This window comes from Pelagivirga sediminicola (genome assembly GCF_003072125.1).
GTDB classification, from domain to species: domain Bacteria; phylum Pseudomonadota; class Alphaproteobacteria; order Rhodobacterales; family Rhodobacteraceae; genus Roseovarius; species Roseovarius sediminicola.
This window is the reverse complement of the sequence record NZ_QCYH01000005.1, coordinates 13,521-28,280: the sequence shown is the minus strand read 5'-3', so window position 1 is coordinate 28,280 and position 14,760 is coordinate 13,521. Positions and strand designations below refer to the sequence as shown.

Below are 14,760 nucleotides of genomic sequence, written 5' to 3'. Positions count from 1 at the left end.
GCGTAGAGGTGGCATGTTAAGCACAATTGACACCGCCCGCCATGACTTGGCATCAATGACAGGCCCGCTTGCGGCCCGCCGCGCGATGTGCGGGGCCCTATTCATGCAGACGTCAGGAAAAATCCCCGTGCCGCCCAACAGGCAGAGCGAAAACAGCCGCTGGACAGCCTGCATCACGCGCATCCGTGACAGCAGCGACGAGGCCGCCTTTGCCGAACTGTTCGAGCATTTCGCGCCGCGCATCAAGGGCTATCTGATGAAATCTGGCGCCGGCGCCACGTTGGCCGAAGAATGCGCGCAGGACGTCATGGCGACCCTTTGGCAAAAGGCGCATCTGTTCGATCCGTCCCGCGCCAGCGCCGCAACGTGGATCTTTACCATCGCGCGCAACCGGCGCATCGACGCGCTGCGCAAATCGCGCCGCCCCGAGCCCGAAGAGGTGTACTGGGGCCCGCAGGAATCCCCCGATCAGGCCGATATCCTTGCTATGGAAGAAGCCGCCGTGGAACTGACCCGCGCCATCGCCGCCTTGCCCGCCAAGCAGAAAACGCTGATTGAGGCGGCCTATTTCAACGATCTCAGCCATTCCGAAATCGCCGATCAGACGGGCCTGCCGCTCGGAACGATCAAATCCCGTATCCGCCTGGCGCTGGACCGCCTGCGCCACGCGATGAAATGAAAAGCCATGACCGATAACATCCGACACCACCTGACCGATGGCTTGCTGATGGCCTATTCCGCCGGCTCCCTGCCGGAGGCGTTCAACCTGACGGTCGCCGCGCATCTGAGCATGTGCGACAGCTGCCGCGCCCGGCTGGGCGCGTTCGACAGCGTGGGGGGCGCGCTGCTGAACGGCGGCGAGCGCGCCGAGATGAGCGCAGGCAGCATGGAGGCGGCGCTGGCCGCGGCGCGCCAACGGCCCCGGCCCGCGGCGGCGCCGCGCCCGCGTGGCACGCTGCCCGCGCCGCTGATCGACTATATCGGCGGCAATCTGGACGCGGTCCGGTGGCGGCCCGTCGGCATGGGCGTGCGCCAGGCGATCCTGCCGACGGACGGCGACGCAACGGCGCGTCTGCTGCACATCCCTGCGGGCGCGGCAGTGCCCGACCATGGCCACCGCGGCACGGAACTGACGCTTGTGCTGCAGGGTGCCTTTGCGGACAGCACCTCGCGCTTTGCGAAAGGCGACATCGAGATCGCGGGCGAGGACCTGAATCACACGCCGATCGCGGAAACCGGCGATGATTGCATCTGTCTTGCCGCGACGGATGCGCCGCTGCGGTTTCGCGGCTGGATCCCGCGCATCGCGCAGCCGTTTCTCAAGATCTGACCGCTCCGATTTGAGTATTTGACCCAAGATTAATCCTTGGCGTCACACGCCCACATCCGGCCCCGGACATGACAGCGGCTTGTCGCTGCGTTCGACCTCGTAGAGTTCCTCAAGGCTCGGATCATTGGCGAATCGGGCGACCAGACCGGCGGCGCCGCGGCGGAAGGCCCAGCATTGCGGCGTCGGCTCGTCTTCGTAGACAAAGCAGATCAGGCCGCCGTCCTCGTACCACTCGCCCTCCTGGCAGCGGCCGTCCAGAAAGGACCAGCGCACCCGGCGATTGTCCAGATATTGCTCGGTCCCGTAAGGCATGCCCTGGCTGCCATAGGTGAAGGTGTGCCCGCGCGTGTAGGCATCGAACTCTTCGGGCGAGAGCGTATCTGCCGCCAGAACCGGCGGGGCGATCACACAAAGGGCAAGGAGAAGCGCGCGCATGGGATGATCCTGACATGGGATGGGCCCCGCTGGCCAGTGGGGATTTATCCTGCGCCGGGCGGGCTGGTCCAGCGGTCCAGACGCCGGTCCATGACGCGCCGCCAGAGGGGCGGGACAAGTGACAGGGCCGCCATGGCGGGCAGCGGATAGGGCAGAACCGGCATATCCGCGCGCCGCAGCCGCAGCGCCGGATAGACGCGCGCCGGGTTCACGTGGTGGTCCGAATGGCGCGGCGCGTTCAGCGTCATCGCCGAGGAAAACCGATGCGGCGTGTTCCACGAATGCTGCGGGCCCACGGGCTCCAGCCGCCCGCCGGGCAGGGTCTGGCGGCGCAGGCCATAATGCTGCACATAGTCCGACATCAGGATCTGCATCTGCGCGTAAAGGCAGATGGCGACATATGCGGCCAGCCCCGGCACCCCGCCCAGCGCAAGGGCCGCGCCCATGCAGGCCACGCCGCCCACACAATAGAGCACGTAAGGGTGCCGCCAGACGGGGCGGCCAGCGCGGCGCAGCATCGCGGTGTCCGCGGCCAACCCCGCTTTGAAGCTGCCCGGCCCGGCGCGCAGCGCGAAACGATAGAAGCCCTCGCCGCGGCGCGCGGAATTCGGATCACCATCGCTTGCCACAAGGACGTGATGCACGCGCAGATGCGCGCTGGCGTGATGGCCCACCAGCAGGCTGGTGTAGATGAGCCGCCCCATAAGACGCAGCAAGCGCGCCGGTTTGTGGATCAGCTCATGCGCCGCCGGATGCGAGATCTGCCCAAAGACAAGCGCCGTCGCCAGCCCGAGAAAGGCGCGCTGCCAAGGGCCGAGCGCGCCAAGTGTCTCGGCGGGCATGGCGATGGCGCGCACCACCAGCGCCAGCAACAGCAGATGTGCGAGCCCGATGATCGGCAGCAGCGGGATCGCGGCTGGAAATTCGCCATCGCCGCCTGCGTCTTCGGCGCGCCGGGCGCTCAGCCGGTCCAGCGCGAAAGACGGCACCGTCATGTATCCCAGCGCCAGCGCAGGCCACGGCCCGCCCGTAGTGGCGCCCAGCGCGATCATCGCCAAAGGGGCCAGGGTGGCGCCGTAGAACATCAACATCACTGCGCCTTTCCCAACGCCTTTTACCGACGGGCCGACCGCATTGCGGCAAAACGGCAGAACGTCCTGTCCATTGGGCACGTTCGGACCCTTCCATATCACGTCCAAGCCGACTAGGTCATAGAGGGTCTGCAATTTCGGAGGCGTCATGGCATTTTTCAAGAAGCTGAAGGATCGGCTGTTCAATTCCTCTTCCAAGCTGGACGAAGGACTGGATGCGATCATGCAGGACGGCCAGACCGAGGCAGACGCCGCACCGGACCCGCAGCCCTCCGCGCCCCCGGCGCCAGTGGCCGAACCCGCGCCGCAGGAAATCCCGCCGCCCCCGTCCGAGGTGCCGGATCCTGCGCCCGCAGAGGTGCCATCGGGCCGCGCGGACCCGCCCGCGGCGCCCACACCGATCGAGATTCCGCTGGACACCCCGCCATCTGCCGAGCCTGCGGCGCGCGGCGGGCTTCTGGGCCGCCTTCTGGGCCGCGAGAGCGCCAAGGCGCCGCGCCGGGTGCTGGATGACGACATGCTGGAGCAGCTCGAAGAGCTGCTGATCACCGCCGACATGGGCGTCGACACCGCGCTGCGCGTCACCGCCAACATGGCCGAGGGCCGCATGGGCAAACGCCTGTCGGCGCAGGAGATCAAGGAATTGCTCGCGCGCGAGATCGCCCGCATCATGGAGCCTGTCGCGCGCCCCATGCCGATCTATGCCAAGACGCCGCAGGTGGTGCTGGTCGTCGGCGTCAACGGGTCGGGCAAGACGACGACCATCGGCAAGCTGGCCAGCCAGTTCAAGGCCGCGGGCAAATCGGTGGTCATCGCCGCCGGGGACACGTTCCGCGCCGCTGCCGTCGAGCAGCTTCAGATCTGGGGCGACCGGGCGGGCGTGCCGGTGCTGACCGCGCCCGAGGGCAGCGATCCGGCATCGCTCGCGTGGGACGCAATGGCGCAGGCCGAGCGGGACGGCGCGGACCTGCTGATGATCGACACCGCCGGACGCCTGCAGAACCGTGCCGACCTGATGGAGGAATTGTCCAAGATCGTCCGCGTCATCCGCAAGAAGGACCCCAGCGCGCCGCATAATACCCTGCTGGTGCTTGACGCTACCACCGGCCAGAACGCGCTGAGCCAGGTCGAGACGTTCCAGAAGCTCGCCGATGTCTCGGGCCTCGTCATGACCAAGCTGGACGGCACGGCGCGCGGCGGCGTGCTGGTCGCGCTGGCAGACAAGTTCGGCTTGCCCATTCATGCCATCGGCGTGGGCGAGCAGATCGACGATCTGTCGCCCTTCGATCCCGAGGAATTCGCGGCCGCCCTGACGGGCCTTGGAACGGAGTAACGACTATTCCTGTCCGATCCGCCGGCCGACAAGGCCAACCAGCGTCAGCACCGTGACCACGATCACCGTTGCCATCGCCGCCAGCGGCATCTGCCCCGATCCGCAGGCCAGCCCGATGCCGCCCGCCAGCCACATCGAGGCGCCGGTGGTGGTGTTGCGCACCTTGTCCCCGGAGGTAAAGATTATCCCGGCCGCAAGGAACGCGACCCCGGCGGTCACCGCCTCGATCAGGCGCAGGGGGTCCACCTGCAGTTCGGCGTCGGCGCCAAAGGACATCGCAGACAGCTGTTGGCTGACGATAATGAACAGGCAGGCCGCGATCGACACCAGCATATGGGTGCGCAGGCCCGCGGGCTTGCTCCGCCACTCCCGCTCAAACCCGATGACGCCGCCCAGCACAAGCGCAGCCATCAGGCGGATGCCCGCTATCAAAGGCGGAACCGAGGTAAAGGTGCCGTCGATCTCGTTGGCGATGGTGTCGAGCATCTGCCCTCCTGTCGCTGCTGCACTCAAACGTAGAGGCGCGCGGCATGGTTCCCGGCGGGGCGCGAGATGAGCGATTGGCTGATATCGCTGGAGGGCACGCCCGCGGGCCATCATCTGGCGCTGGCGCTGGCGCTGATGGCCGCGATCCTGCACGCGGCCTTTGGCGCACTGCAGAAGGGACGGCACGATCCGTGGCTGACGCGCGGCGCGATCGACGCCAGCTATGCGGTGATGGCCGCGCCCTTTGCGCTGTTCGTCGTGCCCTGGCCCGAGCCGCATATGTGGCCCATCTTTGCCGGCGCCTGGGCGATCCACATCGTCTATAAACTGCTGCAGGCGATGGCCTATACGCGCGGGGCCTATACGGTGGTCTACCCTGTGGTGCGCGGCACCGGCCCGCTCTTTGCGGTGATCGGCGCCTACCTGATCTTTGGCGAGCAGTTCAACCTTGTCCAATGGGGCGGCGTCGCGGTGCTGCTGTCGGGCATCTTCGGGCTGGCGGCCTATAACATGGCTTATCTGACCGCCGCGCGCGACACATTGGCGGCGGCGCTGACATTGGCGCTGATGACAGGCTTCATGGTGGCCGCCTATACCACCTATGACGCCTATGGCATCCGCGCCACGGCGGACCCGTTTACCTTCCTTGCGTGGTTTTTCCTGATCGACGGGCTGACCATGCCGGTGATCGCGCTGCACCGGTGGCGCGCGATGGCGGCGCCTCCTTCGCCCGGCCCCCTCATGCTGCGCGGTGTGATCGGCGGCATCGTCGCCTTCTTTTCGTTCGGCTCTATCATGCTGGCCACGCGCCTCGACAATGTGGGCGAGGCGGCCGTTCTGCGCGAGACATCCACCGTCTTTGCCGCCCTCATCGGCTGGCTCGTGCTGGGCGAGACGGTGGGGCCGCGCCGCACGGTGCTGATGTCGCTGATTGCCATTGGCGCCGTAATCGTTGAAATGGGCGGCTAAGCCGCGAAGGAGACATCCATGAAAGAACGCAAGATCAACGGCGCGCTGAAAACCGCCCTCGAACTGGGGCCGATCCTGGCGTTCTTCGTCGCCTACCTGTTGCTCAAGGACCGGATCTTCACGATCGGCGGCACCGAATATGACGGCTTCATCATCGTCACGGCGGGGTTCATCCCGGTTTTTCTGGCCTCGATTGGCGTGCTCTGGGCGCTGACCGGACACCTGTCGAAGATGCAGCTGATGACGGCGATCCTGATCACCGTTTTCGGCGGCCTCAGCATCTGGTTCAACGATCCGAAATTCTTCAAGATGAAGCCGACGATCATCTACCTGCTCTTCGGCGGCATCCTCGCCATCGGGCTGCTGCAACGCCGCTCCTATCTGCAAACGGTCATGGACACCGTCATGCCGCTGACGCATGAGGGATGGATGATCCTCACCCGCCGACTGATGCTGTTCTTTTTCGGCCTTGCGCTGCTGAACGAGATCATCTGGCGCACCCAGTCCGAGGAAACCTGGGTCTATTTCAAGACCTTCGGCCTGACCGCCGCGATCTTCGTGTTCTTCATCACCCAATCCAGACTGTTTCAGGAACACAGCTCCTCGCCCAAGGAGTGACCTGCCGTTCTTCTTGCACCAAATATCCCCGCCGGAGGCTCCGGCAGTTGACGCAGGCGCGCGGCGGGAGTAGTGGCAAAACCGTGGCGATTTGTTACCGGATTGCGGGCCACGTTAAACAATTCGCTAAAAGGTCACGGGGAAAGGCCCCCCTTTTCGCATGACCGGCACGGGGTTTTATTGGGGCATCGCCCCCGGAGGTCGAAACATGACAGATGACTGGAAGACGCGCACCGAAATGGTGCATGGCGGCACGGCCCGCAGCGGCTGGGGCGAGGTGAGCGAGGCGATCTTTCTCACCCAGGGCTTCGTCTATGACACGGCCGAGGCCGCGCAGGCCCGCTTTATCGAGGCGGGGCCGGACGAATTCATCTATGCCCGCTACGGCAATCCGACCGTGTCGATGTTCGAAAAGCGCATCGCCCTGCTGGAAGGGGCCGAGGATGCCTTTGCCACCGCCAGCGGCATGGCCGCCGTGTCGGGCGCGCTGACATCGCTGCTGAAGGCGGGCGATCACGTGGTGGCGGCGCGGGCGCTCTTCGGCTCGTGCCTTTATATCCTCAGCGATATCCTGACGCGCTATGGCGTCGAGGTCAGCTTCGTGGACGGCACCGATCTGGACCAGTGGCGCGATGCGATCCGCCCCGATACCACGGCCGTCTTTTTCGAGACCATCGCAAATCCGACCCTTGAGGTCGTCGATATCGAGGCGGTCGCGCGGCTTGCCCACGACCATGGCGCGCTGGTCGTGGTCGACAATGTCTTTGCCACGCCCGTCTTTTCCCGCGCCATCAGCCAAGGCGCCGATGTGGTGATCTATTCGGCCACCAAACATATCGACGGCCAAGGCCGCGCCCTTGGCGGCGTCATCCTCGGCACGCGCGACTTCATTCGCGGCACGCTTGAGCCCTACATGAAGCATACGGGCGGCTCGATGTCGCCCTTCACCGCGTGGATCATGCTCAAGGGGCTGGAGACGATCGACTTGCGCGTGCGGGCGCAGGCGGCCACTGCGCTGGCGCTGTCAAACGCGTTGCAAGAGCATCCCAAGCTGTCGCGCGTCGTCTATCCCGGCCATGCCAGCCACCCCCAGCACGATCTGGTGCTGCGCCAGATGGGCGAGGGCGGCACCGTCGTGGCGCTGGAACTGGCAGGACAGGCCGAGGCGTTCCGGTTTCTCAACGCGCTGGGGATCGTGCTGATCTCCAACAATCTGGGCGATACGAAATCCATCATCACGCACCCGGCGACCACCACGCATCAACGTCTGCCCGAAGACCAGCGCGCGCAGCTTGGCATCACGCCGGGCCTTGTGCGCCTGTCGCTGGGCATAGAGGATACCGGCGATCTGATCGCGGATATCCTGCAGGCGCTGGACGCGGTCTGAACCCATATGGAGAGAGGCTTATGACCCAACGACTGACCGGCATCGTCACGCCCCTGCTGACGCCTTTCAACGATGATTTCAGCGTCGCGGATGACCTGTACACCGATCACGCGCGCCAATGCCTTGCGGACGGCGTGCATTACCTGTCGCCCTTCGGTACCACCAGCGAGGCACTGAGCCATTCGGTTGCCGAGCGGATGCGTCTGGTCGAGCTTCTGGTCCAGAGCGGCGCCGCGCGCGCCGATCAGCTGATGCCCGGCACCGGCCTGTGCAATCTGGAGGAAACCGCGGCGCTGAGCCGCCATGCGGTCGAGCTGGGCTGCCGCGCGGTGATGACGCTGCCGCCCTTTTTCTTCGTCGGCGCCAGCGACGAGGGGCTTTATCGCTATTTCAGCCTGCTGATCGAAAAGGTGGGGAGCGATGCGCTGACCATCTGCCTTTACCATATTCCGCAATATGCCGGCATCGGCTTTACCCCCGCGCTTGCCGCGCGTCTGAACGAGGCGTTCCCCGAGGTTGTGACCGCGCTCAAGGACAGTTCGGGCAACTGGGAAAACACCCGCGCGGTGATCGAGGCCGCGCCGGGCATCTCCGTCTTTCCGGGCAGCGAGGGGGCGATGCTGGACGCGATGGCGCTGGGCGGTGGCGGCTGCATCTCGGCCAGCTGCAATTCGAACGCGGCGGGGATCCGGCGGCTGTATGACCTTTCGCGCGCGGACGACGCGGCGGGCGCGAAGGCGCTGCAGCCCCAGATCGACGCGCATCGCGCCGCGGTTCAGGCCGGCGGGCTGATCCCTGGCCTGAAGGCGCTGAAGGCGCAGCAGACCGGCGATGCGCGCTGGCTGAACCTGCGCCCGCCGCTGTTGCCCGCAACGCCCGATCTGGCCGCGCCTCTGGCCGACACCATCTGGCGCGGCTGACGGTCAGCCGACGTGGAACAGCGTCGCGAACAGCCTGGGGTCCAGGCTTTGCGCGGCGAAGGTGTCGCCTTCGGTCAGGACGCTGACGGCGTCGTGGCTGTGCAGGCTTTCCTGATGGCTGGCCACGATCCGAAAATCGCCGATCCGCCCATCGGCCAGCAGTGCCTCGCAAAACAGGCGCGCGGCGTCCTCGACAAAAATCGGGTTGGCTGCGTTCAACTCGGCAAAGGCCTGTTCATCCTCGCGCTTGACCATCACTTGCGTTTCGGTGGGCACGGCGCTGCGGGCGATCTCGATCAGATCCTCGAACCACAGGCAATCGTCGCAGGTCACCTCGACCGAGATCCGCGCGACCGAGCGCTGGGAATGCGGCGTCGCAAGCTGTCCGCGCGCCTGCCGCGCATGTTCGCTCAGCTCCAGCGAGCAGGGGCAGGTGCTGGAATAAACGTAATCCAGATGCATGAATTTGCGCCGCACGCCATCCGTCTCGACCAGTTCCAGCGCGATATTGTAGTATTGATAGCCCTCCAGCCCCGAGCGCAGCGATTTGATCCTGGCCGGGTAGGAGAACCGCATCTGGATGCGCGCATCGACGCTGCCCAGATCTGAGATGTAGTCGTCCAGCGCATCGGCCATCACCTCGAAGCTGAACGTGCGCTCGGCATGCTTGTAAAAGCTGCGCATGATCCGCGACATGTTGATGCCCTTCTTGTTGGCCTCCAGGCTGACGGTCCCGGTGACGGACGTCTCCAGCGTCAGGTCGGCGCCATCGCGGGTGTGAAACCGGATCGGCAGGCGAAAATTTGAAATGCCCACATGCTGAAGTTGCTGGCGCGACCCCTTTATCAGGGATGAGGGGCCGTTCTGCAGATCCGGCATGGTGGCGCGATAGGCATCATCGGCGTCGAAATCCTCGGGATAGGCGCGGGCAAGCGCGGGATAGTTCGCCACCTCGCCGCGCGGCAGAAGGCGCGAGATCGCGGGATCCAGGTCCGCCACTTCCTCGGGCGTGGCCTGCGCGGCCCAGCGGCGCAGCAGCGCCAGCGCGTCCTGCGCCTCCCCGCGCTCGGGCGGCGTTTGGATATCACTGGGTTGATGTGTCATCTCCGGACCCTTCCCGTTCGACTGTCCCAGCGATACTTAGGGCGGCGCACCCGCAATTGCCACGCCGGGCCGCCGCAAAATTGACGAATGGCAAGGGCGCAGCGCCGCGATGGGCATGCCCGGCGCCCGCCAAAGGCATGGCAGGCGCGCGGATCTGGCCGTTGATGTGGTCAGGCGTAGACCGATTCCTTGCCGAAATGCTTGGTCAGCATGTAATAGACGACGGCGCGATACTTGTTGCGCTCCGAGCGGCCATAGGTATCCATCACCTTGTTGATGGCATCCATCAGCTGCGGGCCGTCGGCCAGCCCCAGCTTCTTGATCAGGAAGTTGTCCTTGACGGTCTCCAGCTCGCCCGGCTGGCTGCCTGCGACGGTCGAGGCGTCCGCGTCGTATATCGAAGGGCCGCAGCCGATCGTCACCTTCGTCAGCAGATCCATGTCCGGCGTCATGCCGCATTTGGATTTCAAATCTTCCGCATAACGCGCGATCAAATCATCCCGTTTGCCCATTCCAAATCTCCTTTATCGGTAAATCATATGGTGTCGACTTTGTCAGACCGTCCCTCGGTCACGGAAAACATTACTGATCGGGCGCGATATGACAAAGAAAAAACCCCCGGCCCTTGCGGACCGGGGGCAGCGTTTGAATGCGCAGTTCTTGTGCGCTGCGGACGCGTGCGCGGCTTACTCCGTCGCCGTGTCGTCCTCGGTGGCTGCATCGTCTGTCGCGGCATCGTCCGTTGCAGCGTCATCCGTCGCGGCATCATCCGTTGCTGCATCATCTGTCGCGGTGTCGTCAGTTGCAGCATCATCCGTTGCCGCATCGTCTGTTGCGGCATCATCCGTTGCCGCGTCGTCCGTGGCGGCATCATCCGTTGCCGCGTCGTCCGTGGCGGCGTCGCCGCTGCCATCGTCGGACGTGGACATATCGGTATCCGCAGCCGCGTCACCCTCGGCCGCCGCACCGGTGTCATCCGTGGATGCCGCCGGATCTTCGGCTGCGGCGGGATCGTCCGTCTGCGTTCCGTCGCCTTCGGTTGCCGACGTGGATGACGAGCCGTCAACGCTTGCCATCAGATCAGCCAGCGGCGTTTCGTCCGGCAGGCTTTCGGTGCCCGACTCGTCGAATTCGGGACGCTCTTTCAGCGTCTCTTTCGTCTCGTCGAGCACGACCATCTGCTGGGATGCGTCATATGAGAAATCGTCCAGCGGCACGGCTACGGTATATTCGCCGAGGCCCAGAAAGCCACCAATGCCGATGATCGCGGACGCGCTGCCGCTCTGGCCGACGACATAATCGATATCGCCGATCGTATCGCCATTGGGCTGATAGACGTTCTGACCAACCAGATCGCCAACGGTCATTTCGTTGATCGACGTGAATTCCGCAGGCATCGCTGCCGCACCCGCATCAACATCCGTTGTCGCCATGCTGTCATTCGCAGGGGCAACATCGTCACTGGTGGTCTGGGCGATGGCCCCGCCGGAAATAAGCGCTGAAATTGCAGCAGTCATCATAAGGGTCTTGAGAGACATTTTGCGTTCCTCCTTCGCATCACGTTACAGGCAATCAATCCGCATGGAGGGGTTTGGTTCCCGCCGTGGCGTGCGACATGAGGAAAGGCAGGCTTCCTTGGCGGAAACCTGCCTGTTGTAGCCTTGTCATCAGTGGTTTTACGCCGATAAACGTCGGCGCAGAGCCTTAATAGCGGTAATGCTCGGGCTTGAAGGGGCCTTCGGGCGTGACGCCGATATAGGCGGCCTGCTCGGCCGAAAGGGGCGTCAGCTTCACGCCGATGCGGTCCAGATGCAGGCGCGCGACCTTTTCATCCAGATGCTTGGGCAGGATATAGACCTGATTGTCATACTGATCGCCGTTCTTCCACAGCTCGATCTGCGCCAGCACCTGATTGGTAAAGCTGGCCGACATGACAAAGCTGGGATGCCCGGTCGCGTTGCCAAGGTTCAAAAGACGCCCCTCGGACAGCAGGATCAGACGATTGCCCGAAGGCATCTCGATCATGTCCACCTGTTCCTTGATGTTGGTCCATTTGTGGTTCTTCAGGCTGGCGACCTGAATTTCATTGTCGAAATGGCCGATATTGCCGACGATCGCCATGTCCTTCATCTCGCGCATATGCTCGATGCGGATGACGTCCTTGTTGCCGGTGGTGGTGATGAAGATGTCGGCTGTGGACAGCACATCCTCCAGCAGCACCACCTCGAAGCCGTCCATCGCGGCCTGAAGCGCGCAGATCGGGTCAACCTCGGTCACTTTCACCCGCGCGCCGGCGCCCCGCAGCGACGCGGCCGAGCCCTTGCCGACATCGCCGTAGCCCATGACCACGGCGACCTTGCCCGCCATCATGGTATCGGTCGCGCGGCGAATCCCGTCGACCAGCGATTCCTTGCAGCCATATTTGTTGTCGAACTTGGATTTGGTGACCGAGTCGTTGACGTTGATCGCGGGGAACGGCAGCTGGCCCTTCTTGTGCAGATCATAAAGGCGGTGAACGCCTGTCGTCGTCTCCTCGCTGACGCCCTTGATCGCGTCGCGGGTTTTCGTGAACCAGCCGGGGCTCTCTTTCATGCGCTTCTTGATCTGCGCAAAGATCGCCTCTTCCTCCTCGGAGGTGGGCACCTCGATCAGCTCCGTCTCGCCCGCCTCGACGCGCGCGCCGAGCAGCACGTAGAGCGTCGCATCGCCGCCATCGTCAAGGATCATGTTCGCGCCTTCCGGGAACTGGAACGAGCGGTCGAGGTAATCCCAATGCTCCACCAGCGTCTGGCCCTTGATGGCGAAAACCGGGGTTCCGCCCTCGGCAATCGCCGCCGCCGCGTGGTCCTGCGTCGAGAAGATGTTGCACGAGGCCCAGCGCACATCGGCGCCCAGCGCATTCAGCGTCTCGATCAGCACGGCGGTCTGGATCGTCATGTGCAGGCTGCCGACGATGCGCGCGCCTTTCAGCGGCTTTTCCTCGCCGAACTCTTCGCGCAGAGCCATCAGGCCGGGCATCTCCGTCTCGGCGATGTCCAGCTCCTTGCGGCCATAGGCGGCCAGATTGATGTCCTTGACGATATAGTCGTTTGCCATCTCGGTCGGCTCCTTGCGAATTTGGGTTGAAGCGCAAATAGCATCGGTGCCGAGATGCGGCAATGCTGGAAAACCGCGCTGCCGGACGCTATGACGTGGGCGGATCGAACTGGAGTCCGACATGGCAGCCCCCCGCGCCCCCAAATCACGAGCCTGGCAAAAGATGCTGTCGGGCCGCAGGCTGGACCTGCTGGACCCGACGCCGGTCGATATCGAGATCGACGACATTGCCCACGGGCTTGCCTTCGTGGCGCGCTGGAACGGCCAGACATCGGGCGATCACGCCTATTCGGTTGCCGAACATTCGCTGCTGGTGGAGCGCATCTTTGGCCGCATCGCGCCTAAGGCGCCGCCGAAATGGCAACTGGCGGCGCTGCTGCACGATGCGCCGGAATACGTGATCGGCGACATGATATCGCCGGTCAAGAACGCGGTCGGTCCGGGCTATGAAGAGCTGGACAAGCGTCTGACAGCGGCGATCCACATCCGCTTTGGCCTGCCCGCCGTGATCCCCGCCACGGTCAAGAAGCAGATCAAGAAGGCCGATCGCGTCAGCGCCTGGATGGAGGCGACGCAAATTGCCGGGTTCGACACGGGCGAGGCCGACCGTTTCTTTGGCCGCCCCGATCCCGCGCTGATGGAGGGGCTGGCGATCCGCCTGCGGCCCCCGCTGGAGGCGCGCGGCGACTATACCGCGCGCACCGCCCAGCTGCTGGAGCAGATGGAATGATCACCGTCCGCCGTGCGGCGGCGCTGGATGCGCCCGCCATGGCCGAGCTGCTGAACGAGATTACCGACGAGGACGGCAAAACCGCCCGCGGGCGGCCCGTGACAGCCAATGATATCGCGCAGATGATGCAATCGGCGCCGGACCGTTCGGCTTGGCATGTGGCACAGAATCGCGACGGGGCGCTGCGCGGCTTTCAATATATCGAGCCGTCGGGCCATCTGCCGCCCGAAGCGTGCAGCATCGCCACTTTCGTCAAGGTGGGCCGCACCGGCCTTGGCACGGGATCGGCGCTTTTCTCGGCAACCGCGCAGGCGGCGCGCACCCTCGGCTATGTCTGGATCAGCGCCGAGATAAGCGCGGAGAATGAGGGCGGTCTGATTTATTACCAAAGCCGCGGTTTTCGCGTTTATGGGCGCCGCGCGGATGTCCCGCTGGCCTCCGGGCGGCGGGTGGAGAAGATCCTCAAACGCTACGACATCTGAGCGCGCGCCGATCACCGCGTTTCACCCTTGCGTGAGGGCGTGTTTCGCCGGGTTGGCGGGGCCACCGTCATGCGCCATGCTCGCGGTGAGCCTCAGGAGGATACCGCCCGTGACACAAGTCATGACACATATCAAAACCGCGCTGCTGGGCGCGCTGATCGCCGTCGGGTTTAGCGTTCAGGGCGGCACTGCGCATGCGGCGGCGACCGAAACCCTGACCGTCGCCGGCGGCTGTTTCTGGTGCGTCGAGGCCGATTTCGAGGCGGTCAAGGGCGTGTCCGAGGTGGTCTCGGGCTATACCGGCGGCACCACCGACAATCCGACCTACAAGGATGTTACCCGCGGCGGCACCGGCCATTACGAGGCGGTCCGGATCATGTATGACCCGGCGCAGGTCTCGCGCGCGCAATTGCTGGCGATGTTCCTGCGCTCGGTCGATGTGACCGACGCAGGCGGCCAGTTCTGCGATCGCGGCGAAAGCTATCGCACCGCGATCTTCGCCGAGGGGGCCGCCGCCGAAGACGCCAAGGCGGCGATCCGGCAGGCCCAGCAGGAACTGGGCCAGGAAATCGTGACGCCTGTCCTGCCGCTTCAGACCTTCTACGAGGCCGAAGAGTATCATCAGGATTACTACAAGGGTTCGGACCTGCAGATCACCCGTTTCGGGATCAAAGATCAGGCCGAGGCCTATAAACGCTATCGCAGCGCATGTGGCCGCGATGCCCGCGTGCGCGAGCTGTGGGGCGATGCCGCCCCCTTTGCCAAAGGGCACTGACACT

The 14,760-nt window shown here is 64.6% G+C and carries 17 protein-coding genes and 1 riboswitch; of the genes, 10 read left to right on the top strand and 7 right to left on the bottom strand.

Annotated features, from left to right (window positions below):
• Positions 1 to 103: 103 nt before the first annotated feature.
• Positions 104 to 679 (top strand): sigma-70 family RNA polymerase sigma factor, encoded by a 576-nt coding sequence (locus tag DC366_RS09930; protein WP_108692287.1) that lies wholly within the window; start codon positions 104 to 106, stop codon positions 677 to 679.
• Positions 680 to 685: 6 nt separating this feature from the next.
• Entirely contained in the window at positions 686 to 1,330 is a 645-nt protein-coding gene (locus DC366_RS09925; RefSeq protein WP_108692064.1) for a ChrR family anti-sigma-E factor, read from the top strand.
• Between the two features lie 42 nt (positions 1,331 to 1,372).
• Here the strand turns inward: DC366_RS09925 and DC366_RS09920 are convergent, their stop codons facing one another.
• The gene (locus tag DC366_RS09920; protein WP_108692063.1) at positions 1,373 to 1,765 is read right to left on the bottom strand and encodes a hypothetical protein; all 393 of its coding nucleotides are present in this window, start codon (positions 1,763 to 1,765) and stop codon (positions 1,373 to 1,375) included.
• 44 nt (positions 1,766 to 1,809) lie between these two features.
• A complete protein-coding gene (locus DC366_RS09915) occupies positions 1,810 to 2,856 on the bottom strand; it encodes an alkane 1-monooxygenase (RefSeq protein WP_108692286.1) in 1,047 nt (348 codons plus the stop codon).
• A 148-nt stretch (positions 2,857 to 3,004) separates the two neighbouring features.
• On the opposite strand from DC366_RS09915, the gene ftsY reads away from it, so the two are divergent.
• On the top strand, positions 3,005 to 4,189 hold the full coding sequence (gene ftsY, locus DC366_RS09910; RefSeq protein ID WP_108692062.1) for a signal recognition particle-docking protein FtsY: 1,185 nt from the start codon (positions 3,005 to 3,007) through the stop codon (positions 4,187 to 4,189).
• 3 nt (positions 4,190 to 4,192) lie between these two features.
• On the opposite strand, the gene DC366_RS09905 is transcribed toward ftsY, so the two are convergent.
• Positions 4,193 to 4,675, bottom strand: coding sequence for an MgtC/SapB family protein (locus DC366_RS09905; RefSeq protein ID WP_108692061.1), 483 nt, complete (start codon positions 4,673 to 4,675; stop codon positions 4,193 to 4,195).
• A gap of 66 nt (positions 4,676 to 4,741) precedes the next feature.
• On the opposite strand from DC366_RS09905, the gene DC366_RS09900 reads away from it, so the two are divergent.
• The 4 genes from DC366_RS09900 (at position 4,742) to DC366_RS09885 (ending at position 8,569) form a co-directional block, all read left to right on the top strand.
• The gene (locus DC366_RS09900) at positions 4,742 to 5,644 is read left to right on the top strand and encodes an EamA family transporter (protein WP_108692060.1); all 903 of its coding nucleotides are present in this window, start codon (positions 4,742 to 4,744) and stop codon (positions 5,642 to 5,644) included.
• A gap of 18 nt (positions 5,645 to 5,662) precedes the next feature.
• Complete coding sequence (locus DC366_RS09895) at positions 5,663 to 6,262, top strand: inner membrane-spanning protein YciB (protein ID WP_108692059.1); 600 nt, start codon at positions 5,663 to 5,665, stop codon at positions 6,260 to 6,262.
• 73 nt (positions 6,263 to 6,335) lie between these two features.
• Positions 6,336 to 6,412: riboswitch (SAM riboswitch) on the top strand.
• 58 nt (positions 6,413 to 6,470) lie between these two features.
• The gene (metZ, locus tag DC366_RS09890; protein ID WP_108692058.1) at positions 6,471 to 7,649 is read left to right on the top strand and encodes an O-succinylhomoserine sulfhydrylase; all 1,179 of its coding nucleotides are present in this window, start codon (positions 6,471 to 6,473) and stop codon (positions 7,647 to 7,649) included.
• A 20-nt stretch (positions 7,650 to 7,669) separates the two neighbouring features.
• Positions 7,670 to 8,569, top strand: coding sequence for a dihydrodipicolinate synthase family protein (locus DC366_RS09885; protein WP_108692057.1), 900 nt, complete (start codon positions 7,670 to 7,672; stop codon positions 8,567 to 8,569).
• A 3-nt stretch (positions 8,570 to 8,572) separates the two neighbouring features.
• Here the strand turns inward: DC366_RS09885 and folE2 are convergent, their stop codons facing one another.
• The 4 genes from folE2 to ahcY form a co-directional block, all read right to left on the bottom strand.
• On the bottom strand, positions 8,573 to 9,673 hold the full coding sequence (folE2, locus tag DC366_RS09880; protein ID WP_108692056.1) for a GTP cyclohydrolase FolE2: 1,101 nt from the start codon (positions 9,671 to 9,673) through the stop codon (positions 8,573 to 8,575).
• 170 nt (positions 9,674 to 9,843) lie between these two features.
• Positions 9,844 to 10,185 carry a DUF2853 family protein gene (locus tag DC366_RS09875; protein ID WP_108692055.1) on the bottom strand — a complete coding sequence of 114 codons (342 nt, stop codon included), beginning with the start codon at positions 10,183 to 10,185 and terminating at the stop codon, positions 9,844 to 9,846.
• 174 nt (positions 10,186 to 10,359) lie between these two features.
• Positions 10,360 to 11,211 (bottom strand): PRC-barrel domain-containing protein, encoded by an 852-nt coding sequence (locus DC366_RS20065; protein WP_207768691.1) that lies wholly within the window; start codon positions 11,209 to 11,211, stop codon positions 10,360 to 10,362.
• A 166-nt stretch (positions 11,212 to 11,377) separates the two neighbouring features.
• The gene (gene ahcY, locus DC366_RS09865; protein WP_108692054.1) at positions 11,378 to 12,769 is read right to left on the bottom strand and encodes an adenosylhomocysteinase; all 1,392 of its coding nucleotides are present in this window, start codon (positions 12,767 to 12,769) and stop codon (positions 11,378 to 11,380) included.
• Between the two features lie 121 nt (positions 12,770 to 12,890).
• Here ahcY and DC366_RS09860 point away from each other — a divergent pair, with 121 nt between their 5' ends.
• The 3 genes from DC366_RS09860 (at position 12,891) to msrA (ending at position 14,756) form a co-directional block, all read left to right on the top strand.
• On the top strand, positions 12,891 to 13,499 hold the full coding sequence (locus DC366_RS09860) for an HD domain-containing protein (RefSeq protein WP_108692053.1): 609 nt from the start codon (positions 12,891 to 12,893) through the stop codon (positions 13,497 to 13,499).
• Complete coding sequence (locus DC366_RS09855; protein WP_108692052.1) at positions 13,496 to 13,981, top strand: GNAT family N-acetyltransferase; 486 nt, start codon at positions 13,496 to 13,498, stop codon at positions 13,979 to 13,981. The genes DC366_RS09860 and DC366_RS09855 overlap by 4 nt, the downstream gene beginning before the upstream one ends.
• 121 nt (positions 13,982 to 14,102) lie before the next feature.
• Complete coding sequence (gene msrA, locus DC366_RS09850; protein WP_108692285.1) at positions 14,103 to 14,756, top strand: peptide-methionine (S)-S-oxide reductase MsrA; 654 nt, start codon at positions 14,103 to 14,105, stop codon at positions 14,754 to 14,756.
• Positions 14,757 to 14,760: the final 4 nt, after the last annotated feature.

Excerpts from the sequence above, each read along its gene's own strand:
- DC366_RS09930 (WP_108692287.1), top strand. The coding sequence starts at position 104 with ATGCAGACGTCAGGAAAAATCCCCGTGCCGCCCAACAGGCAGAGCGAA.
- DC366_RS09925 (WP_108692064.1), top strand. The coding sequence starts at position 686 with ATGACCGATAACATCCGACACCACCTGACCGATGGCTTGCTGATGGCC.
- DC366_RS20065 (WP_207768691.1), bottom strand. The coding sequence starts at position 11,211 with ATGTCTCTCAAGACCCTTATGATGACTGCTGCAATTTCAGCGCTTATT.
- DC366_RS09855 (WP_108692052.1), top strand. The coding sequence starts at position 13,496 with ATGATCACCGTCCGCCGTGCGGCGGCGCTGGATGCGCCCGCCATGGCC.
- metZ (WP_108692058.1), top strand. The coding sequence starts at position 6,471 with ATGACAGATGACTGGAAGACGCGCACCGAAATGGTGCATGGCGGCACG.
- ftsY (WP_108692062.1), top strand. The coding sequence starts at position 3,005 with ATGGCATTTTTCAAGAAGCTGAAGGATCGGCTGTTCAATTCCTCTTCC.
- DC366_RS09875 (WP_108692055.1), bottom strand. The coding sequence starts at position 10,185 with ATGGGCAAACGGGATGATTTGATCGCGCGTTATGCGGAAGATTTGAAA.
- DC366_RS09905 (WP_108692061.1), bottom strand. The coding sequence starts at position 4,675 with ATGCTCGACACCATCGCCAACGAGATCGACGGCACCTTTACCTCGGTT.
- DC366_RS09900 (WP_108692060.1), top strand. The coding sequence starts at position 4,742 with ATGAGCGATTGGCTGATATCGCTGGAGGGCACGCCCGCGGGCCATCAT.
- DC366_RS09915 (WP_108692286.1), bottom strand. The coding sequence starts at position 2,856 with ATGTTGATGTTCTACGGCGCCACCCTGGCCCCTTTGGCGATGATCGCG.
- DC366_RS09895 (WP_108692059.1), top strand. The coding sequence starts at position 5,663 with ATGAAAGAACGCAAGATCAACGGCGCGCTGAAAACCGCCCTCGAACTG.
- msrA (WP_108692285.1), top strand. The coding sequence starts at position 14,103 with ATGACACATATCAAAACCGCGCTGCTGGGCGCGCTGATCGCCGTCGGG.
- folE2 (WP_108692056.1), bottom strand. The coding sequence starts at position 9,673 with ATGACACATCAACCCAGTGATATCCAAACGCCGCCCGAGCGCGGGGAG.
- ahcY (WP_108692054.1), bottom strand. The coding sequence starts at position 12,769 with ATGGCAAACGACTATATCGTCAAGGACATCAATCTGGCCGCCTATGGC.
- DC366_RS09920 (WP_108692063.1), bottom strand. The coding sequence starts at position 1,765 with ATGCGCGCGCTTCTCCTTGCCCTTTGTGTGATCGCCCCGCCGGTTCTG.
- DC366_RS09860 (WP_108692053.1), top strand. The coding sequence starts at position 12,891 with ATGGCAGCCCCCCGCGCCCCCAAATCACGAGCCTGGCAAAAGATGCTG.
- DC366_RS09885 (WP_108692057.1), top strand. The coding sequence starts at position 7,670 with ATGACCCAACGACTGACCGGCATCGTCACGCCCCTGCTGACGCCTTTC.